16 protein-coding genes are annotated in these 20,427 nt (G+C 69.8%); 6 read left to right on the forward strand and 10 right to left on the reverse strand.

Annotation, left to right across the window (positions count from 1 at the left end; all coding sequences use genetic code 11):
* Nucleotides 1–217 precede the first annotated feature (217 nt).
* A complete protein-coding gene (locus tag CDN99_RS02960) occupies nucleotides 218–3,055 on the reverse strand; it encodes a M16 family metallopeptidase (RefSeq protein WP_141100600.1) in 2,838 nt (945 codons plus the stop codon).
* A 273-nt stretch (nucleotides 3,056–3,328) separates the two neighbouring features.
* Here CDN99_RS02960 and CDN99_RS02965 point away from each other — a divergent pair, with 273 nt between their 5' ends.
* Nucleotides 3,329–4,273, forward strand: coding sequence for a hypothetical protein (locus tag CDN99_RS02965; protein ID WP_141100601.1), 945 nt, complete (start codon nucleotides 3,329–3,331; stop codon nucleotides 4,271–4,273).
* Nucleotides 4,274–4,379: 106 nt separating this feature from the next.
* Here the strand turns inward: CDN99_RS02965 and CDN99_RS02970 are convergent, their stop codons facing one another.
* From CDN99_RS02970 to CDN99_RS03000, 7 genes are all read right to left on the reverse strand, one after another.
* Nucleotides 4,380–5,558: an MFS transporter gene (locus CDN99_RS02970; protein ID WP_088382594.1), complete on the reverse strand. Its 1,179-nt coding sequence runs from the start codon at nucleotides 5,556–5,558 to the stop codon at nucleotides 4,380–4,382.
* Complete coding sequence (locus CDN99_RS02975) at nucleotides 5,555–6,991, reverse strand: DNA recombination protein RmuC (protein WP_088382595.1); 1,437 nt, start codon at nucleotides 6,989–6,991, stop codon at nucleotides 5,555–5,557. Before CDN99_RS02975 ends, CDN99_RS02970 begins: the two co-directional genes overlap by 4 nt.
* A gap of 341 nt (nucleotides 6,992–7,332) precedes the next feature.
* Nucleotides 7,333–8,316 carry a 2-hydroxyacid dehydrogenase gene (locus CDN99_RS02980; protein ID WP_088382596.1) on the reverse strand — a complete coding sequence of 328 codons (984 nt, stop codon included), beginning with the start codon at nucleotides 8,314–8,316 and terminating at the stop codon, nucleotides 7,333–7,335.
* A 152-nt stretch (nucleotides 8,317–8,468) separates the two neighbouring features.
* Entirely contained in the window at nucleotides 8,469–9,188 is a 720-nt protein-coding gene (locus tag CDN99_RS02985; RefSeq protein ID WP_088382597.1) for a nitroreductase, read from the reverse strand.
* Entirely contained in the window at nucleotides 9,185–9,670 is a 486-nt protein-coding gene (locus CDN99_RS02990) for an acyl-CoA thioesterase (RefSeq protein WP_088382598.1), read from the reverse strand. Before CDN99_RS02990 ends, CDN99_RS02985 begins: the two co-directional genes overlap by 4 nt.
* 45 nt (nucleotides 9,671–9,715) lie before the next feature.
* A complete protein-coding gene (locus tag CDN99_RS02995) occupies nucleotides 9,716–10,162 on the reverse strand; it encodes a cupin domain-containing protein (RefSeq protein ID WP_088382599.1) in 447 nt (148 codons plus the stop codon).
* Nucleotides 10,163–10,197: 35 nt separating this feature from the next.
* The gene (locus CDN99_RS03000) at nucleotides 10,198–11,145 is read right to left on the reverse strand and encodes a histone deacetylase family protein (RefSeq protein WP_088382600.1); all 948 of its coding nucleotides are present in this window, start codon (nucleotides 11,143–11,145) and stop codon (nucleotides 10,198–10,200) included.
* Nucleotides 11,146–11,396: 251 nt separating this feature from the next.
* Between CDN99_RS03000 and phaP the strand changes: the two genes are divergently transcribed.
* Complete coding sequence (phaP, locus tag CDN99_RS03005; protein WP_088382601.1) at nucleotides 11,397–11,951, forward strand: TIGR01841 family phasin; 555 nt, start codon at nucleotides 11,397–11,399, stop codon at nucleotides 11,949–11,951.
* A 298-nt stretch (nucleotides 11,952–12,249) separates the two neighbouring features.
* Here the strand turns inward: phaP and CDN99_RS03010 are convergent, their stop codons facing one another.
* The gene (locus CDN99_RS03010) at nucleotides 12,250–12,960 is read right to left on the reverse strand and encodes a TetR/AcrR family transcriptional regulator (protein WP_088382602.1); all 711 of its coding nucleotides are present in this window, start codon (nucleotides 12,958–12,960) and stop codon (nucleotides 12,250–12,252) included.
* Nucleotides 12,961–13,185: 225 nt separating this feature from the next.
* Between CDN99_RS03010 and CDN99_RS29595 the strand changes: the two genes are divergently transcribed.
* From CDN99_RS29595 to CDN99_RS03025, 3 genes are all read left to right on the forward strand, one after another.
* Entirely contained in the window at nucleotides 13,186–14,724 is a 1,539-nt protein-coding gene (locus CDN99_RS29595; protein ID WP_158218734.1) for a methyl-accepting chemotaxis protein, read from the forward strand.
* Nucleotides 14,725–14,818: 94 nt separating this feature from the next.
* Complete coding sequence (locus CDN99_RS03020) at nucleotides 14,819–15,388, forward strand: YdeI/OmpD-associated family protein (protein ID WP_088382604.1); 570 nt, start codon at nucleotides 14,819–14,821, stop codon at nucleotides 15,386–15,388.
* 93 nt (nucleotides 15,389–15,481) lie between these two features.
* Nucleotides 15,482–16,816, forward strand: coding sequence for a hypothetical protein (locus CDN99_RS03025; RefSeq protein ID WP_088382605.1), 1,335 nt, complete (start codon nucleotides 15,482–15,484; stop codon nucleotides 16,814–16,816).
* Between the two features lie 42 nt (nucleotides 16,817–16,858).
* Here the strand turns inward: CDN99_RS03025 and CDN99_RS03030 are convergent, their stop codons facing one another.
* Complete coding sequence (locus CDN99_RS03030; protein WP_088383350.1) at nucleotides 16,859–17,716, reverse strand: patatin-like phospholipase family protein; 858 nt, start codon at nucleotides 17,714–17,716, stop codon at nucleotides 16,859–16,861.
* 319 nt (nucleotides 17,717–18,035) lie between these two features.
* On the opposite strand from CDN99_RS03030, the gene CDN99_RS03035 reads away from it, so the two are divergent.
* Nucleotides 18,036–20,426: a penicillin acylase family protein gene (locus CDN99_RS03035; RefSeq protein ID WP_088382606.1), complete on the forward strand. Its 2,391-nt coding sequence runs from the start codon at nucleotides 18,036–18,038 to the stop codon at nucleotides 20,424–20,426.
* The last annotated feature ends 1 nt before the right edge of the window (nucleotide 20,427 follow it).

A 20,427-nucleotide genomic window follows, 5' to 3' on the forward strand; every position in this document is an offset into this window, starting at 1 on the left:
TGCGGACCCGGTTCGGCCTGGACGGCTCGCCCCGGCCACGGCGACCGTGGGCAAGTGATGCAGACCACGCCAGGTTCGGATCCCGCGCCGACGCATCGTCAGCGGCGGCCATCGTATGACAAGGACGGACGCCGCCCGACACCGGAAACACGGTGCGGGCGGCGGGTCGGACAAGCCCGGACGCGCCGGCTGGGGCGCATCGGAGCCCGTCCCCAGGTCAGGGCATGTCCTTGAAGTCCCCCACCGTCGACACCACGAAACCGTCGAGGTTCACCCGTTTGCGCCAGGCCCGAGTGACCTGGTCGACGGTCGCTGACTGGATCGCCGCGTCACGTCGCGCCGCATCCGCCCAACCCTCGCCTTGGTCGGCCAGCGTCAACAGCGCCTCCGTCAATTGCGCGTCGTCGGCGCGTGCCTGGAGCCGGCCTTCCAGCAGATCCTTCTTGGCGCGAGCCAGCTCCGATTCCGTGATGCCGGCGCGGGTCATGCGGGTCAATTCCTCCTTGACCAGCGCCAGCACTTCCTCGCGGTTCTGCGGCGCGAAGGTGCCGCCGATGGTCAGGTTGGCGTCGTCGCCGAAGTGCTCGACCGACAGCGACGCGCCCACGCCATAGCTCAGGCCGGCCTGCTGGCGAATCCGCACCGCGAGCCGGTTCTCCAGCCCGCCACCACCCAGGATGTGCGTGGCGATCAGGAGCGGGAGGTAGTCCGGATCGCGGTCGTTCAAGGCGAAGTCCAGCCGCATCCGCATCTCGGCGCTGGTCTTGTCACGCGCGACCGCATCGAACCGCGCCGGAGGGATCGTGTCGGCCTTGTCGATGTGGCGCACGAACTTCGGCGCACCCGGCTTCTTCCACTTCCCGAACAGCTGCTCGATGGCCGCGTCCAGTCCGTCCGGGATCGCGCCGACAACCGCCACGCTGGCGTCGTTGGCGGACCAGTAGCGGGCGTGGAACCGCTTCACGTCGTCGAGCGTCGTCGCTTCGACGGTCGCGATGCGTTCGTCGATGCTCATCAGGTAGTCGGGATCCTTGATCGTCACGCCGCGGGCGCGGTTGTAGTGATCGCGCACCACCGCCTGCCGCAGCACCTCCAGGTCCTGGCGCGACCCCGCCAGTTCCGCCAGCGACGCGCGCTGCTGGCGCTCGAAGGCGTCGGCCGGCAGCAGCGGGCGCTGCATCACATCGGCCGCGATCTTCAGGACGTCCAGCAGCGTGCCCTGCTCGGCGCTGATCGTCAGCTCCGCGCCCTGGTCCTCGCTGGTCAGGTTCAGGTCGGCTCGCAGCTGGATCAGGCGATCCTGCAGGGCCTGCCTGGAGATCGACGCGCTGCCCTCGCCCATCAGCCGCGCCACGAGGTCGGTGCCGTGGTGCGCGTAGGTCTCGTCGCGCTCGCCCCAGCGCAGTTGCATCCGCAACTGCACCGTGTTGCCGCGCGTCTGCTTGGCCAACGTCGTCAGCGCGATGCCGGACGGCAGTCTCTTGGTCGCGGTGCGCTGCGCCAGGCGCGCCGGCGTCGGGTCGAAGCGTTCCCCCTCCTCGACCTTGGGTGGGCCCTTCAGTTGCGCCAGGCGCGCTTCGAGCGCGGGCGCGGCCGGGATCTCGACACGCTCGACCTTGTCTGTCGGCAGGTAGCGGCCGAGCGTGCGATTCGCCGGACGCAGGTAGGCCTGCCGGACGCGCTCGACATCCGCCAGCGTCACCTTCGGGATGTCTTCCATCAACTGGAACAGCAGCCGCCAATCGGTCGCGCCCAGGCTGGAGATCTGCTGGATCAGCGCCTCGGGCTGCTTCATCTGGTCGCGGTAGGACACCAGCGCGAGCTCTCGCACGCGCTTCAGCTCCGACTCGTCGAAGGCCTGGCCGGTGCGGCCCTCGACGATGTCCAGCAACTTGCGCTCGATCGCCGCGGCGTCCCCGTCGGGCGGCAGCACCGCGATGGCGCGGATGCCGCCGGGGTCGGCGCCGCCCAGGCCGGTCAGACCGGCGGCCAGCGCCAGCTTGGGTTCCACCAGCGCCTTGTACAGCTGGCCGCTGGGCTGCAGCGACAGCAACATGCCCAGCACCAGCAGCGGCGCGGTGTCGGGATGCGTGATCGCGGGCACGTGGTAGTAGGCCATCAGCAGTGGCTGGCCGCCGACGCGCCGCACCATCACGGTCCGTTCGCCGTCCTGTGGCGGCTCGACGGTGTACGGCCTCGGGATCGGCTCGGCCGGCGCCCGCAGCGGCCCGAACAGTTGCGACACGCGTGCCAGCACCGCCTTCGGGTCGAAACGTCCGGCGACCATCAGCGTCGCGTTGTCGGGTCGATAGAAGCGCTTGTAGAAGGCTTGCAGCCGCTCGATGGGGACGTTCTCGATGTCGCTCTTCGGGCCGATCGTGTCGTGGCCGTAGTTGTGCCAGTCGTAGGCCACGCCGATGACGCGCTTGTTCAGCACCTGGAAGGGCTCGTTCTCGCCGCGCTCGTATTCATTGCGGACGACGGTCATTTCCTTGTCCAGATCGGCCTTGGCGATGAAGCTGGCGACCATGCGGTCCGCCTCCAGCGCGAGCGCGAAGTCCAGCGTGTCCGGGTCGGCGTTGAAGTTGGCGAAGTAGTTGGTGCGGTCCGACGTGGTCGTGCCGTTGAAGCGCACGCCGCGCCGCGCGAACGCCTCGGGGATGTCACGCTGCGTCGGCGTGCCCTTGAACATCAGGTGTTCGAGCAAATGCGCCATGCCGTACTCGCCGGGCGACTCGTGCCGGCTGCCGACGCGGTAGGTGATGTTGACGGTGGTGGTGCTCTGCGCCTCGTCCGGGAACAGCAGGATCTGCAGGCCGTTGGGCAGCCGGTATTCGGTGATGCCGCCGATCTCGCGCACCCACTGCGCCGTCGCGGTCGAGGCACCGGGCGCGGCCGCGGCGACGGTTGGAGGACTCTTGGACTTGGCGGGCGTCGGACGCGTCGGCGCCTCGGTGTCGCGTGGCGCGGCCAACGCGCCGACATGCGGTCCGGACACCAGCACCGCCAGCACCAGCGCCCGCATCGCACCGCACGAAAGGGACTTCAACTTCATCGGGGTCTTTCCTGGCCGCTCGGTTCGCGGCGTGCCGACGATTGTGGGCGTGCGCGGCGCTGGCCGCGGTCTTCCGTCGCGCCGATGAAGCCGCGAGACAACACAGCAATAAATCGACTCATCGAGGCAATTGCCGGACACATCGCGGCTGGGTAAATGCGGCTGCGATGCATGCGGCCTTGTCCGACACACCGCCGCGACACGCGCCGACGTCCCGCGCGGCACGCGGCGCCTACGCTTCTTCAAAAGGTCCGAGACCCGATGGAGTCCGCCATGCGTTCGTTCCCGCACGTCTTCCACGTCACCAGGCGCCAGACGCCGCACCATGGCGCGTTGTTCTGGCTGGCCCACGCGGCCGTGCTGCTGACGCTGCTGCTGATCGCGACCGAGGTGTCTGCGCAGCAAGGCGCCGGCCTGAAGGCGCAGTACGAGCAGATGGCGCCGCAGCTGGCGCGCAGCCCGTTCCAGCGGCCCATCCTGCTGAGCTCCGTGGACGACACCGAGCGCCCGACCGGCGAGATGCACGCCATCGTCGCCCACGGCTTCCCGGCGCTGTCCGCCGCGCTGCAGCGCGCGGACGCATGGTGCGAGCTGCTGACGCTGCCGGCGAACGTGAAGCGCTGTGTCGTCGACGACGATGCGAAGCCGCTGACGCTGCACATGGCCGTGGGCCGCAAGTTCGACCAACCGATCGAGGACGCCTATGCGCTGGACTTCCGCTTCCAGGTGATCGCCGCGCAGCCGCAGTACCTGCTGGTCGAGATGAGCGCCGCCAAGGGTCCGATGGGCACCAGCGACTACCACCTGACGCTGGAGGCGATCCCGCTGGATGCACGGCGCAGCTTCATCCGCCTGCGTTACGCCTATGCCAACAACATGGCGGCGCGGCTGGCGACCAGCGCCTACCTGGCGACCTCGGGCCGCGAGAAAGTCGGCTTCACCGTGGTGGGCCGCGACGGCGACGGCGGGCCGCGCTACGTGGGCGGCATCCAGGGCATCGCGGAGCGCAACACGATGCGCTACTTCCTGGCGATCGAGTCCTACCTCGACACGCTGCCCACGCCCGCCGACCGGCGCCTGGACAAGCGCCTGCGCGACTGGTACGCCGCGACCGAGCGATATGCGCGTCAATTGCACGAGCAGACGCTGGACGAGTACGTGACGATGAAGCTCAAGGAGGCTCGACGCCAGGTGGCGCAGGCCACGCCGGTCCGTTGAGGAAGGGCTGGGCCCTCTCACGGCCGCCGCGGCCACCGAGTCGGGCGTCCGGCGGTGTATCGCGAATCGGAGCCGCGTCGGTCGCGGCAAGCCATGCGGCGCGTGCTCAGTCCCGCGTCGACCGAAGTTGCCGCGCGGGCCACTGCGCCGCGATCAGCAGCGACGCCATCAGCCACATCGGCGCGGCCGCCGCGCTGGCGGTGGCGAGCGCGCCGAAGCCCAGCGGCATCGCGATCGTCGCGCCGTTGGTCGCCAGCATGCGCAGGCCCAGCGCCTGCCCATGGCGCTCCGGCGGCGTGACCTGGTGCAGCGTCGCCAGCACCATCGGCTGCACCGAGCCCAGCGCCACGCCCAGGATCGCGGAGCCGACCATCAGCCCCGCCGTCCCCGGCAACCACGCGTAGACCAGCAGCATCACCGTCGCCACCGTCATCGCGGCGCGCAGCGCCTTGAGCTCGTCGAGGTGATCGGCCCAGCGCACGATGGCCAGCCGCACCACCGTCGCCGCCGTGGCGAAGCTGCCCAGCACCAGGCCGATGCTCGACGCCGACAGACCCTTCGCATGTCCCACCACCGGCACGACGAAGCTGTGCGCGTCCCAGCACGAGGACAGCACGATGTTGATCATGAGCAGGTTGCGCAGCGCCGGGTCGCGCAGCAGATCCCACGCGGGGCGCGGCTTGGCGCCGTCCCCCTTGGGCTGCGGCGCGTGGCGCGGCACGCGCGTGGCCAGGCCCCAGGCCACCGCCGGCAGCAACACCGCCAGCGCGAAGGCCCACGGGAACCCGGCATGGTCGATCAGCACGCCGGCGACCACCGGCGCGAGCGCGTTCGACAGCGCCGGCCCCAGCGCGACCCAGCTGAAGACGCGCTTGAGTTCGGACGCGTCGGTCGCCATCAGGCCGGCCTCGCGCTGGATCGCGACCGCCGCCACCGCGATGGCGCCGCCGCACAGCAGGCAGCCGACGGCGATGGCCCACAGCGACTGGAAGACCAGCACGCACAACGCGCCGCCCAGGGCCATCAGCACGCCGACCCCGACCGGCCGATGGAAGCCGTGGCGGTCAGCCAGCCGGCCGGCCCACAACGACAGCCCGATCGGGGCCACGGCGAACAGGCTCAGCAGCAGGCCGACGGTCCACTCGCCGTAGCCCTGGTCGAGCACCCACAGCGTGGCCGCGACGCGGGTCACGGCCATGCTGGCGTGCACGGCCACCAGCGTGGCGATGACGGCGGGAAAGGACCGGCGCAGTCCGGGCGAAGCGGGACCGGCGGCGTCGCTCATCCGGCGGCGCCCTCGTCATCGATCGCCTGGCCGACCTGCAGCACGCGGGCCATCTGGTCCTCGGGCAGCGCTTCGACGGTCTTGAGGCGGCGCGTCATCGCGCGGGTGCGCACCTCGGCGGCGTCGATGGTGTTGCTGGCTTCCTCCAGCTTCTTCTTCGTCTTGGCCAGCACGTCGCCGAACTTGCCGAACTCGGTCTTCACCGCCGACAGCACTTCCCACACCTCGGCCGAGCGCTTCTCCAGCGCCAGCGTGCGGAAGCCCATCTGCAGGCTGGACAGCGTCGCCAGCAGCGTGGTCGGACCGACCAGCATCACCTTGTGCTCGCGCTGCAGCGACTCGGTCAGGCCGGGGCGGCGCAGCGCCTCGGCGTACAGCCCCTCGGTGGGCAGGAACAGCAACGCGAAATCGGTGGTGTGCGGCGGGCCCAGGTACTTCTCGCGGATGGTCCTGGCCTCCAGCCGCAGGCGCGTCTCGATGGCGCGTCCGGCGGCCTCGGCGGCCGGCGCGTCGGCGCGTTCCTGCGCGTCGAGCAGCCGCTCGTAGTCCTCGCGCGGGAACTTGGCGTCGATCGGCAGCCAGAGCGGCAGGCCGTCGTCGCGCTGGCCGGGCAGCTTGAGCGCGAACTCCACCCGCGCGCCGCTGCCGGGCAGCGTCTCGACGTTGGCGGCGTACTGCTCCGGCGTGAAGACCTGCTCCAGCAGGCCGGCCAGTTGCACCTCGCCGAAGATGCCGCGCGTCTTGACGTTGGTCAGCACGCGGTTCAGCGACCCGACGTCGCGCGCCAGCGTCTGCATCTCGCCCAGGCCGCGGTAGACCTGCTCCAGCCGCTCGGCGACCTGCTTGAAGCTCTCGCCCAGGCGCGTCTCCAGCGTCGCGTGCAGCTTCTCGTCGACGGTCGCCCGCATCTGCTCGAGCTTCTTCTCGTTGTCCTGCTGGATGGACTGCAGGCGGGCCTCGACGGTGCGGCGGGTCTCGGCCAGGCCGGCCTCGTTGCGCTGGGCGAGCACCTGCAGTTGTTCGGTCATGACCGTCGTCGTGCGCGACGCGGCGGCATCCTGCGCTTCACGCGCGGTCACGGCCTGCTGCGCCAGCGACTGCTGCAGTTGCGCCAGCTGCACGCGGAAGGCGTCGATCTGCTCGTTCTGCGAGCGCGCCGTGTCGCCGCCCTGCGTCAGCAGCGCCTGCTGGAACTGCGTCAGCGTCGTCAACGTCTCCTGGCGCAGCCCGGCGTTGCCGCGGCTGAGCTCATCGCGCAACGCGCGCTCCAGGCGCTCGATGCGTTCGCCCGACTGCTGCATCTGCTGCATCAGCGGGGCCAGGGCCGCCCCCGCGTCTCCTCCCGTCGATCGCCGCAGCGTGAGGAACACGACGACGAGAAGAATCAGGATCAGCCCCGAAAGGGCCAGGTTCAGCAGGTCGGGCAAGGTCATCCGTCGATTCTCGCAGCGCCGAGTCCCCTCGCCCGCCATCCTTCGCCCGCCACGCCTCTCCCCAACATCCCTTCCCCACCGTCCGCGCGAGGCCTGCGATGCTCGCGACGTTCGCGGCGCTCCCCATCCATCTCTCGCAGACCTCGGTGGCGAAGCCGGTGAGGTACTCGTGGCAGAACCGGTGAAGTGATCGGTAGCAAAACTGGTGAAGTGCGACAGTGGTGGGGGACGGGAGCGCTGGGGGTTTTGCGAAGGCAAGGCCCCATGCGCTCGCGGCCAACGCCAGGTCCGAGGCAGATGGGCGGTGCCCCGCGGCCAGCGCCCAGCGCCTGGCCTCAACCTCAGCCCTTCAACACCTCGGGGTTCAACGCCGTCGGGGGAACGCCCCCGGTCAACGCCGCGATCAGGTTGTCGACGGCCAGATCGCTCATCGCCCGACGCGTCGCGATCGTGGCGCTGGCGATATGGGGCGTGAGGACGACGTTCTCGCAAGCCAGCAGATCCGGATGCACCGTCGGCTCCCCCTCGAACACGTCCAGGCCCGCCGCCGCGAGGGTGCCGGCCTTGAGCTCGGCGGCCAGCGCCGCGTCGTCCACGACGCCGCCGCGCGCGATGTTGACGAGCGTGGCCGTCTTCTTCATCAACCGCAGCTCGCGCTGGCCGATCAGATGGTGCGACGACGCGCTGTACGGCACGACGATGATCAGGTGATCCACGCGGCGCAGCAGCTCGTCCTTCTCGACCCATCGCGCGCCCAGCGGCGCTTCCTGATCGGCGGGCAGTCGCGAGCGGTTGTGATACAGCACCGGCATGCCGAAGCCCAGGTGACCGCGCCGCGCGATCGCCGCGCCGATGCGCCCCATGCCCAGCACGCCCAGCGTCGCGCCGTGGATATCGGCACCGGCGAACATCGTCACCGACCACTGCTTCCACTCGCCGCGGCGCAGGAAGTGTTCGCTCTCGGTGATGCGGCGCGCGGTGGCCATCATCAGCGCGAAGCCGAAATCCGCGGTGGTCTCGGTCAGCACGTCCGGCGCGTTCGTCACCACGACGCCGCGCGCCGTGCAGGCCGGCACGTCGATGTTGTTGTAGCCCACGGCCATGGTGCAGACGGCCTTGAGCTCGGGACAGGCGTCGAGCAGCGCCGCGTCGATCCTGTCGCCGCCGGCGATATAGGCGCCGGCCTTGCCCTGCAGACGGCGGATCAGCTCGTCCTGGGACCAGCCCAGGTCGCTGTCATTGACCTCGACCTCGAAGTGCGGCCGCAGCCGGTCGACGATGTCGTCGAAGGTCTTGCGGGCCACCAGGACGCGCGGTTTGCTCATGGCTCAGTCTCCTTGCAGGGAAGCGCCAACTGTAGGCAGCCACGAGGCCGGCGGCCCGTCGCGGCGCGCCGCCGGGGCCGCGGATCGCCCAGCCTGTGGCGCGTGCGCCGCGGCTGTCCCCGGTTTCAGGACGGCACCGCGACGGCGCGCCGTCACTCCAGGAAACGGGTGAAGGTCGAGACCGCCTCGCGCTCCGTCACCAGCGTGTTCTCGACCGCCGCCGGATCGGCGTAGCCCAGCGACATGCCGCACACGACCTGCTGCGTCGGCGCCAGGCCCAGCTCCTCCGCGATCACGCGATGGAACTGCGTGAATGCGGCCTGCGGGCAGGTGTGCAGACCGCGCGCGCGGGCCGCGACCATGATGTTCTGCAGGAACATGCCGTAGTCCAGCCAGCTGCCCTGCTGCATGACGCGGTCGATGGTGAACATCAGTCCCACCGGCGCGTCGAAGAAGCGGTAGTTGCGGCCGTGCTGCTCATGCATGCGCAGCTTGTCGCCCTTGGTGATGCCCAGCAGGCCGTACAGGTCCCAGCCCACCTTGCGGCGCCGGTCGATGTAGGGCGAGACCCATTCGCGCGGGTAGTAGGCGTACTCCTCGCCGTGGGTGGCGAGTTCTTCCGGGTCGTCGTAGACCGCCTGCAGCCGCGTCACCAGGCGTTCCTTGGCCGCGCCGGTCAGCACGTGGACCTGCCACGGCTGCGTGTTGGTGCCGGACGGCGCGCGGGCGGCGACCTGCAGCAGGCCCTCGACGACCTCGCGCGGCACCGGCGTCGGCAGGAAGGCGCGCATCGAATGGCGCGTCGTGATCGCGGCGTCGACGGCGGCGGATTGCTCGGGCGTCGGCGGCAGGAAGGGATCAGGCAGGTTCATGGCATCTCCAGCGCGGCCAGCGCCTTGAGGTAGGGATCGGGAAGCTGCGCCACCGGCCGGCGCGAGGCGCGGTCCACGTAGACATGCACGAAGTGGCCGCGCGCGGCGCACAGCGGCTCGCCCTCGGCGAACAGGCCGATCTCGTAGCGGACGCTGGACCGACCGCGCCGCGCGATACGCAGGCCAGCCTCGACATGTTGCGGGAAGGCCAGCGACGCGAAGAAGTTGCACTGGGTCTCGACCACCAGGCCGATGACCTCGCCGCGGTGCAGGTCCAGCGCGCCCTGCTCGATCAGGTGGCGGTTCACCGCCGTGTCGAACAGGCTGTAGTAGACGACGTTGTTGAGGTGGCCGTAGAGGTCGTTGTCCATCCAGCGCGTGGACACCGGGATGAAGCGGGCGAAGGCCTCGCGCGGCTCTGGGGTCGGGCGCGGCGGCGGACGGTCGGCGGGGGCGGCGTGGTGGGCGTGGTCGGCGGTCATGGCGGCGATTCTTCCATCGCCGCGGAGCCGCCGCTGTCGCGTGGGCTACGGGGGGTCGCGGTACTCGGTGTTCGACTGGACGCCGGGCGGCACGTGATCACGGACCTCCAGGATCACCGGCTCGCGCCCTCGCACCTCGCCGTGATGGAAGTCGTTGATCGATTCGACGATGGTCTCGCCGGCCTTGAAGTCGCGGTGGATGCCGGTGCTGGTCTGCACCACGCGGATCTCGCCCTGCAGCACCTTGCCGATGCGCGGATGGGGATGCTTGTGGACCGGCAACACCTGTCCGGGCTGCAGCGTGAGCTGGAAGCTGATCACCTGGCCGGGATTGGGGAAGGTCAGCGGCTGCCGCGTCCAGGTCTGGTCGAAGCGCTCGACGTTCATTGGGGTGGGATGCGCCGGCGCGGCCTCCGCGCGGCTGGCGACGGGGCAGCAGACCACGTGCGCCGGCGCCGCCGGGTGCTGGGCAGGGGGCTGGATATCGAACATGACGGCTCCAGAATGGAAACGTCGTCAGTGGCGGCTCAGACTGTTCGAGCAGCCTGCCATCGCGCCCAGGTGTCCGCCGCCGCGTCGAGCGTCCGGCGCTGCACCTCGACGGTCACGCCCAGGTCCTCGCCGTAACCGCCCGCCATGCTGAGCGCCACCGGGATGCGACGCTCGAACAGAGCATCCAGCACGATCCGGTCGCGGCGCAGCAGTCCGTTCGCGCTGAGCTTGAGCCGGCCGAGCCGGTCGCCCTCGTGCGGATCGGCGCCTGCCAGGTAGAACGCGAGCCCCGGCGGCCGATCCGCGACGCGCCGCCAGACCTCGGCCAGCGCGGTCTCCAGGGCCTCGATATAGACCTCGTCGCCACAGCCGTCGGGCAATCCGACGTCGAGGTCGCTGGCCTCCTTGCGAAACGGGAAGTTCTTCTCGCCGTGGATCGACAGCGTGAAGACGCTGTCGTCGTCCTGAAAAATACGGGCCGTGCCGTTGCCCTGATGCACATCCAGGTCGACGACCAGCACTCGCAGCCCGGGCCGGTCGGGATGCTCGCGGTGCCACCGCGCCTGCATCAGCCGGGCCGCGACCGCCACGTCGTTGAAGACGCAGAAGCCGCTGCCCTTGTCCGCGTAGGCATGGTGCGTCCCGCCCGCGAGGCTGGCGGCGACGCCCTCTTCCAGGGCCGCGCCCGCGGCGGCGATCGTCGCGCCGACCGAGCACAACGAGCGTCGCGGCAGCCCGGGCGCCCAGGGGAAGCCGATCTCCCGCTGCGCGGCGGCGCTCAGCGTGCCGTGCAGGACGGCGTCGATGTAGTCGGGCGTGTGGACCAGCGCCAGCTCCGCCGCCGTCGCCGCATCGGCCACGCGCAGGCGCATCCGGCCGGGATCGCGCTCCACGCGCTCGCGCAGCATCTGGTACTTGGATTGCGGGAATCGATGCCCGGGCGGCAGCGCCAGGGTCAGATGGTCGTAATGGAACGCGAGCATGCCCGCGACCTTACCGTGCGCGCCCCGCCGCCGGGGCAAGCGCCGGAAATGTCGCCCGCAACGGCCCGGGAAGACGCCCGGGGCCCCATCGGCAGGGGGATGCCGTCATTTTGCTGCAATGCAGCAAAAAGGGCTTGCAATCCCTTTGGGCGGTCCTATACTTGGCTCCATGCTGCACTGCAACATAGCTTGCGGCCCCGGTCCTCAGCCTGCCGTTTCCCTGGCTGACCTCAATTTCAAGGAGATTTCGCATGCTGACTGCTGAACAACTGATCGCCGCCCAAAAGAGCCAACTGGACGCCCTGTTCGGGCTGACCAGCAAGGCCTTCGAAGGCGTCGAGAAGCTGGTGGAACTGAACCTGCAAGTGGCTCGCACCGCCCTGGGCGAAGCCGCCGAGACCGCCCAATCCGCCCTGTCGGTCAAGGACGCGCAAGAGCTGCTGGCCCTGCAGGCCTCGCTGCTGCAACCGTCCGCCGAGAAGGCCGTGGCCTACAGCCGCCACCTCTACGACATCGCGTCGTCCACCTCTTCCGAATTCGCCAAGCTGGCCGAGGCGCAAGTCGCCGACGCGCAAGTGAAGCTGGGCTCGGTGGTCGACAACGTGACCAAGAACGCGCCTGCTGGCACGGAAAATGCTGTTGCTTTGGTCAAGTCGGCGGTTGCCGCGGCCAACAACGCCTACGAAAGCATGCACAAGGCCGCCAAGCAAGCCTCCGAGATCGCGGAATCCAACTTCAACGCCGTGACCAGCACGGCGGTGAAGGCGACCCAGACCGCCTCCCGCGCCGCCAAGCGCGCCGCCTGAGGTTGTCGGTTGCCATTGACCGGTTGTCTCCTCGGTACCCAAGGAAGTTAGGCTTCCCAAGTGCCCTTCAAGCCCAGCTTCATGCTGGGCTTTTTTTTGCCTGCGCGGACGAGTGAGCCCTGGATGTCGAGGGCCGGTCGCTTGACGCCTCGAGCTGGGCGCGTCTCGTCTGAGCGGCGGCGACGATGATCACGGCCTCGTTGGATAAGGGTCGATGCCCCGCCTGGTGGCGCCGGCACCACCCCGGTGCTCCAGCAATCGCCCGGGTGCCCGGCCCTCGTGCGAAAGCGCTTTCGCGTCAGCCGGTGGCGCGCCCGGATGGCGCCACGGAGAGCGTCGCGCCGGCCGCGTATTGATCCGTCACGTCGCGCAGCGCGCCCTGCACCGTGAGCTCGCGCAGCAGCTCCCGATCCAGCAGCGGATAGCGCGGCAGGCCGATCACCATCATCAGATACCCCATCTGCCGCACCGATAGCAGGTCGCACAGCAGCCGGATGCGCTGCTCGTCGGGCTCGACGCCCTCCGGCGCGCAGGCGGCCAGCCGTTCGCGGACCAAGCCGATCAAGCGGTAGTAGACGGGCTGCTGCGCCTGACCGATCTCGTCCAGCGAGCCGCTCTGCGTCAGCGACATGTAGATCATCCGGAACTGCTCCGGATGGCGCTCCCAGAAATCCAGGAAGCAGCGCACATGCGCCTCCAGCACCTTGCGCGCGCCGCGCTGGCCCTTGGACGCGTCCAGCAGTTCGTCCGTCAGGGCCTCGAAGATCTCGATCCACAGCCCGTCCAGCAGCGCTTTCTTGCTCTCGAAGTAGCTGTAGATGGCCATCGTCGAGATGCCCAGCTCCTGCGCCAGCCGGCGCATGCTGAGCGCTTCCACGCCTTCCTCGCGATAGATCTTGCGGGCGCGCTCCAGCATCTCGCGCTTCAAGGCGGCCATCTCCGCGGGGCCGCGTCGCAGCCTCGGCGCCCCGCGCCCGCCGTCAGGATCGGTGTCTCGCACTTGATTCATGGATGTAAGAAGTTATCGTTTGTGTACGTTATCTCATACTGGAGATCACGTTAAATCCTCACGAACCCTCAGCGCGGTTGCCTATCGAACGCCATGTACGCGTACGACAATTTCAGCAAACGGCATGCCTGCGCCTCCCCACCCGCGTCTCCACACGACCTTTCGACGTCTGGACGCATGTCGACTCCGACCCCGCCCGGGGTCTTTCAACTCCGAGAGTCCGTCATGTTCGACCGTCTGTCCGTCGGCGCCAAGCTTGCCTTGGCCTTTTGTTCCGTGTTGCTGATCACCGCGCTGCTGGGCGTCATGGCCATCTACCAGTTGGGCCGCGTCAACGACACCGCCTCCGACATGGCGGACAACTGGTTGCCGTCCGCCCGCGCGGCGCAGGCGATCAACCAGGACATCACCCGCTTCCGCACCCGCGAGTACCGCATGCTGCTGTCCGAAGGCAGCGAGCGCGCGACCGACGCCGGCAAGATCGACCAATCGCGCCAAGGCGTGGAGCAACGCCTGAACGCCTACGAGAAGCTGGTCAGTTCCCCCGGTGAAGCGGAAAAGCTCAAGCATGTGCGCTCCCTGTGGGCCGACTACCTGGCGCACAGCGCCCGCATGGTCGACGCTGCGCGCAAGGACGACGACGCCACCGCCAAGCGCCTGCTGGCGATCGACGGCCTGCCCAAGTACGAGGCGCTGGGCAAGGCGGTGGACGATCTGGTCGAGCTCAACACCGCCGGCGCCAACGCCGCCAACGATCTGGGCGACGCGATCTACGCGAGCAGCCGCTGGCTGGTGATCGGCATGACGCTGCTGGCGGTGACCCTGGGCGCGGCGCTGGCCTTCATCATCAGCCGCAAGATCACCGGGCCGCTGGTCGAGTCCGTGGCCATCGCCGAGGCGGTGGCCGCCGGCGACCTCACCCGCACGCTGCGGGTCCAGGGCCGCGACGAGGTAGCCCAACTGCAGACCGCGCTGATGCGCATGGTCACGCAACTGCAATCGGTGGTGACGCAGGTGCGCGACGGCGTGGAGTCGGTGTCCAGCGCCGCGTCGCAGATCGCCGTCGGCAACCAGGACCTGTCGGCCCGCACCGAGCAGACGGCGTCGAACCTGGAAGAGACCGCCTCCAGCATGGAGCAGTTGACCGGTGCCGTCGGCCAGTCCGCCGACACCGCGCGCCAGGCCAACCAGCTGGCCGGCAGCGCCGCCGACGCGGCCCAGCGCGGCGGCAAGGTGGTCGGCCAGGTGGTGTCGCGGATGCGCGAGATCAGCGACTCCTCGACCCGCATCGCCGACATCATCGGCACCATCGACGGCATCGCCTTCCAGACCAACATCCTGGCGCTGAACGCGGCGGTCGAGGCGGCGCGCGCCGGCGAGCAGGGCCGCGGCTTCGCGGTCGTGGCCAGCGAGGTGCGCTCGCTGGCGCAGCGCAGCGCCGAGGCGGCCAAGGAGATCAAGACGCTGATCAACCGCTCGGTGGAAACGGTCGAGGCGGGCTCCTCGGACGTGGCCGAGGCAGGCCAGGCGATGGAAGAGATCGTCAGCGGCGTGCGCCGCGTCACCGACCTGATGGGCGAGATCGCCGCCGCCGCCACCGAGCAGCGCGACGGCATCTCGCAGGTCAACCAGGCCGTCGCCAACCTGGACCAGATGACGCAGCAGAACGCCGCGCTGGTCGAGGAATCCACCGCCGCCTCCAGCTCGCTGCGCGAGCAGGCCCAGCGGCTGGCCGAGGTGGTCTCGGTCTTCAAGGTGTCCTGAGCGGACCGACCGGCGTCGGGCCGCCCCCGGGGCGGGGCACCGACCGGCCGCCGCCGACAGCGCCGGCCGTCGCCCGAGGGCATACTCGCCGCCCATGGCTGCCCGCACCCCGATCTTCTTCGCGACCCCCGCGGACTTCCGCGACTGGCTCGACCAGCACGCCGCCACGGCTTCCGAGCTGGTGGTGGGCTTCCACAAGCGCGCCACCGGCGCGCCCAGCATCGACTGGCCCGAGTCGGTCGACGAGGCGCTGTGCCACGGCTGGATCGACTGCGTGCGCACCCGCATCGACGACAAGACCTACAAGATCCGCTTCACGCCGCGCCGCGCGGGCTCGATCTGGAGCGCCGTCAACATCGGTCGCGTCGAGGCCCTGCTCGCGCAGGGCCGCATGAAACCCGCCGGCCTGGCCGCCTTCGAGGCCCGCCTGGAACACAAGTCGCGGGTCTACTCGTTCGAGCAGCCCAAGGAGCTCGTGGAGCTGACGCCTTCGCACGAGGTCATCTTCATGCGCCATGCCGACGCCTGGGCCTTCTTCCAGAAGCAGCCCGACGGATACCGCCGCACATCGATCTGGCACATCCTGAGCGCGAAGAAACCAGAGACGCAGTTGGCCCGGCTGGACCGGCTGATCGAGGCCAGCGCAAGGGGCGAGCGGCTCTGAACCCGGCCCCACGCTGACCGGCCTTGGTTGTTGTCATGCAGGCAAAACCGTGACGGCGACTGACCGACTCCCTTGTCAGTTGGAGCCGATCCGATGCCCCTCGTCCCGTCCCGTTCCCACCTCACTCGCCGGCACGTCCTGTCCGCCGCGCTAGTCCTGTCCGCGGCTGTCGGATGGATACCCATCGCCGTTGCCGCGCAAAGCGACAACACCGTCGGCCTGTTTCCGATTTCCGAAGCCCGGTCCGCAAGCGACGCCGCGGCGAGCACGTCGATCGACCACGACGCAGGCGACTTCAAGGCCGCCGAAGCTGACTCGCCGAGGTCGGAGCCCGCCGTCAACGCCTGGCGCGCCTGGGAGGGGCGGCACTTTCGACTGACCGCAGGCGGCGACATCAGCTGCTACAGCGAGGACGGCGAACACTGCAGCACCCGCACGCCGGATTCCGGCAAGGAAGCACGCACGATCAATTGCGCCATGCCGCAGAAGGAGCTATGGCGAACGTTGCCCGGTTACCAGCGGCTCGATCACTGGTGCAACATCGCCTACGCCAACCTGTTTGCCAAGTGGGTCAGCTACGAACCGCTCGGCTACCCAGTCGTGCTGGCCACCAACCCGCGCGGCGACGTGATGTGCAAATCGCTTGACGGCACCAGTTGCCTGGCGCCGGGAGAGCACCGGTCCGACCGCTCGCGGTCGCTCAATCCCGTGGTCTGCGGTCGGCAAATGAGAGAACGCGCCAACTTCAGCGGCTATGACGACCCGAACCATTGGTGCTCATCGCCGGAGCTGCTGCTACGCGACAAGCCCCTGCTCAAGACCAGGCGATCCATCCACACCGACCGCCGTCAACTCAGCCGTGATCACGAGATCGAGCTGAAGCGCTGGAGCGCTCAGGAAGTCCCCACCTGGATCGTCCGATTTCGGGTCCCTGAACCGTGGCACGCCGGGGTGGAGCTAATGATCGGTGGATGGGACACCGAGTACGTTGAACCCTACCCGACTTACAGCAGACCGTCCTTGGGCTGGCATCGAACAGCTAGCCTCGGTGCAGCGGCGACGTCCGGCGTCACGGCCCACGACTTCAAGTCCCACCATTTATTCCGGCGGCAACTGCTGGACTCGAAAGGGCGAGGCGTGCTGGCGATTCGCGTCGACAAGACCGGCCGCGTGCGCTTCTTCCAGGCTCCGGGTTGGCGCGGCTTCCAGGCATTGGAGGCGTACGAACTCGATCCGTGGAACACGTGGCGGCAGCTCCAGTTCTTCCGTTGGACAGAAAGTCCGAGAACCTGGGTCACGGTCATCGCCTCGCTCCACCGAAGCGGTGGCCAGCGACGATTCGACGAATCCGATCTGCGAGACCCCCCGCTCCCGGTCATCAAGGACGTGCTGGTGACCCGGCAACGCCCAACGCCTCCCCCGTATTGATCGACCGGCCGATCCACGCCGGGCCCAGGTCTCGGGAAGGCATCAACGCGTCTTCGCCGCGATCTTCTTCCTGATCTCGGGCAGCATCGCCGTCGCCACCTCGCGCCCCAGCGCGATGGCGCGGCGGCGCGTCGTGAAGTCGGCGCCGCTGAAGCCGTCGAGCTTGGGGCGCAGCACCACGTCGGCCCCCTGCAGCTCGTACTGGTTGATCGACTTGCCCATGATGGAGAAGGTCTGCATCAGCATGCGCATCGCGTCGCCGGGGATCTTGGGATCGGGCGGCTCGCCGATGTCGACGGCGATGACCAGCTCGGCGCCCATCTGCCGGGCGAAACGCACCGGCACCGGCGCGACCAGACCGCCGTCCACGTACTCCCGGTTGCCGATCTTGACCGGCTGGAACACCGCCGGCACCGCGCTGGACGCGCGCACCGCCGTGCCCACGTCGCCCTGACGGAAGAGGATGGGCGAGCCGTCGCCCAGGTCCGTCGCGACGATGCCCAGCGGCAGCGGCAATTGCTCCAGGCCGCGATTGCCCGTCATCTGCCGGACGTAGCGCGCCAGCGCCTCGCCGCGGATCAGGCCGCGCATCGGGAAGGTCCAGTCGGTGATGGCCCCCTCGTCCATGGACTCCGCGACCGTCTGCAGCTCCTTGCCGTTGCGACCGGCCGCGTAGAGCGCACCGACCAGGCTGCCGGCCGAGGTGCCGCAGACCAGGTCGACCTTGATGCCGTTCTCCTCCAGCACCTGGATCACGCCGATGTGCGCGAAGCCGCGCGCGGCGCCGCCGCCCAGCGCCAGCCCGATGCGCGGCGGCTTCGGGATGGGCTTGGGCGTCACCGGCGTCGGCAGGTCCGGCTCGGCCGTCGGGGCGGTGGCCGGCGCGGGCGCGGGCGTCATGACCGAGCACGCGCTCAGCGCGCCCAGGCTCAGCGCCGCGGCGGCGATCAGCCAGCGGCGGCGCTCGGGGGCGAACGACGGGGACGCGTCGCTCGGGGACGGCGCTCCGGACAACGCTTGGGACACGGATCGGAGCGGGGATCGGAGCGGGGATCGGAACGGGGATCGGAACGGGGATCGGGACATGGGCGTGGATTCTAGGGAAACGATATGGCGCGGCAGTCGCACGCCGCCCGACAATGCGCCCGCCGCCGACCGCGACGATCGATGAGGGCGCGGCGGCGGCGGTCAGGTGATCGGGAATCAGGGAGGACGAACGATGAATGGAACAAGCGCGCTGCGGCGCTGGGCGATGCGGGGTCTGCTGGCGCTGGTGATCCTGCTGATCGCGGCCGTCGTCGCCGGCTGGGCCGCGGTGCGGGCGAGCCGGCCGCAACTGGATGGCGAAGTCGCCCTGCCCGGCCTGACCGCGCCGCTCAGTCTGGGACGCGACGAGCGCGGCACGCTGGTCGTCGAGGGTCGGACCCGGCTCGACGTCGCGCGCGGCCTGGGCTTCGCGCATGCGCAGGAGCGCTTCTTCGAGATGGACCTGACACGCCGGTCGGCCGCCGGCGAGCTGGCCGCGCTATTCGGCGAGCAGGCGCTCGATCGCGACCGGCAGCGCCGCTTGCATCGGCTGCGGGCGCGCCTGACCGATCGCTTCGAGCAGTTGTCCGGCGAGGACCGCCTGCTGTTGCTCGCCTACACCGAAGGCGTCAACGCCGGGCTGCACGAGCTGCCGGTGCGGCCCTGGCAGTACCTGCTGCTGCGCGCCAGGCCGCAGGACTGGACACCGGTCGATTCGATGCTGGTGGTCGGCGAGATGTACTTCATGCTGCAGTCCGACAGCCTCGAGGCGGGCCTGGAGCGCGCGATGCTGCGCGAGCAGGTCGGCGATTCGGTCTTCGCGTGGCTGAGCCCGCGCGGCGGGCGTTGGGATGCGGCGCTCGACGGCAGCCAGATTCCGCCACCCGTCATGCCCACGCCGGCGCAGCTCGACCTGCGCGTCGGCGCCGTGCCGGGCGGCGCTCCCGCCAGCGCGCCATCCAGCACCTCGCCCGGCGCGCCGGCCGCGATCGCGCCCACGCCGCGCGAGCGGCCCGTGATCGGCAGCAACAACTGGGCGGTGTCGGGCACGCGCTCCGCGCATGGCGGCGCCATCCTGGCCAACGACATGCACCTGGGCCTGGGCGTGCCCAGCATCTGGTATCGCGCGCAGTTCCGCATCGGCACCGGCCAAGGCGCGATCCGCGCCGCCGGCGTGACGCTGCCGGGCGTGCCGGCGATGGTGGTGGGCTCCAACGGCGTCGTCGCCTGGGGTTTCACCAATGCCTACGGCCAATGGTTCGACTGGGTCGACGTGCCCGCCGACGCCGCGGTCACGACGCACACGGAAACGCTGGAGGTGATGGGCGGCCCGTCGCGGACGTTGGAGGTTCAGGAGATCAACGGCTCGCCCATCGTCGTGACCGCGGGCAAGCGTCGTTTCGCGCTGCACTGGATCGCGCACGAGGGCGCGGCCTACAACCTGGAGCTGGATCGCCTGCTGCAGGTCCGGCATGTGAGCGAGGCGCTCGCCCTCGCGCAGCGCGCCGGCATGCCGCATCAGAACCTGCTCGCCGCCGACCGCGACGGCCAGATCGGTTGGACCATCGCCGGCCGGCTCTGGTCGCAGCCGGGCCTGGACGTGTCATACGGGCGTTTCGTCGCGCCGTCCGCGACGCGGCACGACTGGATGACGCCGGAACGCTCACCGCAGGTGCTGTCGCCCGCGCAAGGCCAGTTGTGGACGGCCAATCACCGGCAGCTCGGCGGCGACGCCGGCGAGCTGTTGGGCGACGGCGACTTCGACCTCGGCGCGCGGGCGCAGCAGATCCGCGACCGATTGGCCGAGAAGACCCGACACGATGAAGCCAGCCTCGGCGCGATCCACCTGGACGACGAGGCGCGTTTCATGAAGTCCTGGGCGACGCGCCTGCTGGCCGCCGCCAGGACCGATGCCGGCACGAACCCCACGCACCGCGCCTTCGTCCAGTTGCTGGAGAACTGGAACGGCCGCGCCGACGCCGATCAAGCCGCCTACCGATTGGTGCGTCAGGCCCGGCTGCGCGTGCTGGACACGTTGTGGGATGCGTGGATCACGCCGTCGCGGGGCGAACGGCAGGTCGATCCCCAGCGCAACATCCGCTGGCGCAATCAGTTCGAGTACAGCGCCGCGCGCGCGCTCGACGAGCGCCCCGCCCATCTGCTGCCGGCCGCGTTCGGCGACTGGGATGCGTTGCTGCTGGCGCAGCTCGACGCCGCGGCGCGCGACATGGCGCCGGACGGCAACCTCGGCGCCGCCACCTGGGGCGCGCAGAACACGAGCCGCATCCAGCATCCGCTGGCCAAGGCGATCCCGGCGTTGTCGCGCTGGCTGGACATGCCGTCGGTGCCGCAAGGCGGTGACGACAATCTGCCGCACGTGGCGGCACCGGCGTTCGGGCAATCGGAACGGCTGGTGGTCTCGCCGGGTCGCGAGGACCACGGCTGGCTGTCGGTGCCCGGCGGGCAGAGCGGGCACCCCATGTCGCCGTTCTATGGCGCGGGACATCAGGACTGGGTCGAGGGCAAACCCACGCCGCTGCTGGCGGGGCCGGTGATTCACCGCATCACGGCGCATCGGGACTGAT

This window comes from Roseateles aquatilis (assembly GCF_002205645.1).
GTDB lineage: Bacteria > Pseudomonadota > Gammaproteobacteria > Burkholderiales > Burkholderiaceae_C > Roseateles > Roseateles aquatilis.

What these genes read in the sequence shown, in the direction of transcription:
- CDN99_RS03000 (WP_088382600.1), bottom strand. Translation starts at nt 11,145, where the DNA reads ATGCTCGCGTTCCATTACGACCATCTGACCCTGGCGCTGCCGCCCGGG.
- CDN99_RS03030 (WP_088383350.1), bottom strand. Translation starts at nt 17,716, where the DNA reads ATGACGCCCGCGCCCGCGCCGGCCACCGCCCCGACGGCCGAGCCGGAC.
- CDN99_RS02995 (WP_088382599.1), bottom strand. Translation starts at nt 10,162, where the DNA reads ATGTTCGATATCCAGCCCCCTGCCCAGCACCCGGCGGCGCCGGCGCAC.
- CDN99_RS02975 (WP_088382595.1), bottom strand. Translation starts at nt 6,991, where the DNA reads ATGACCTTGCCCGACCTGCTGAACCTGGCCCTTTCGGGGCTGATCCTG.
- CDN99_RS02970 (WP_088382594.1), bottom strand. Translation starts at nt 5,558, where the DNA reads ATGAGCGACGCCGCCGGTCCCGCTTCGCCCGGACTGCGCCGGTCCTTT.
- phaP (WP_088382601.1), top strand. Translation starts at nt 11,397, where the DNA reads ATGCTGACTGCTGAACAACTGATCGCCGCCCAAAAGAGCCAACTGGAC.
- CDN99_RS03020 (WP_088382604.1), top strand. Translation starts at nt 14,819, where the DNA reads ATGGCTGCCCGCACCCCGATCTTCTTCGCGACCCCCGCGGACTTCCGC.
- CDN99_RS02960 (WP_141100600.1), bottom strand. Translation starts at nt 3,055, where the DNA reads ATGAAGTTGAAGTCCCTTTCGTGCGGTGCGATGCGGGCGCTGGTGCTG.
- CDN99_RS03035 (WP_088382606.1), top strand. Translation starts at nt 18,036, where the DNA reads ATGAATGGAACAAGCGCGCTGCGGCGCTGGGCGATGCGGGGTCTGCTG.
- CDN99_RS02965 (WP_141100601.1), top strand. Translation starts at nt 3,329, where the DNA reads ATGCGTTCGTTCCCGCACGTCTTCCACGTCACCAGGCGCCAGACGCCG.
- CDN99_RS03025 (WP_088382605.1), top strand. Translation starts at nt 15,482, where the DNA reads ATGCCCCTCGTCCCGTCCCGTTCCCACCTCACTCGCCGGCACGTCCTG.
- CDN99_RS03010 (WP_088382602.1), bottom strand. Translation starts at nt 12,960, where the DNA reads ATGAATCAAGTGCGAGACACCGATCCTGACGGCGGGCGCGGGGCGCCG.
- CDN99_RS02990 (WP_088382598.1), bottom strand. Translation starts at nt 9,670, where the DNA reads ATGACCGCCGACCACGCCCACCACGCCGCCCCCGCCGACCGTCCGCCG.
- CDN99_RS02985 (WP_088382597.1), bottom strand. Translation starts at nt 9,188, where the DNA reads ATGAACCTGCCTGATCCCTTCCTGCCGCCGACGCCCGAGCAATCCGCC.
- CDN99_RS29595 (WP_158218734.1), top strand. Translation starts at nt 13,186, where the DNA reads ATGTTCGACCGTCTGTCCGTCGGCGCCAAGCTTGCCTTGGCCTTTTGT.
- CDN99_RS02980 (WP_088382596.1), bottom strand. Translation starts at nt 8,316, where the DNA reads ATGAGCAAACCGCGCGTCCTGGTGGCCCGCAAGACCTTCGACGACATC.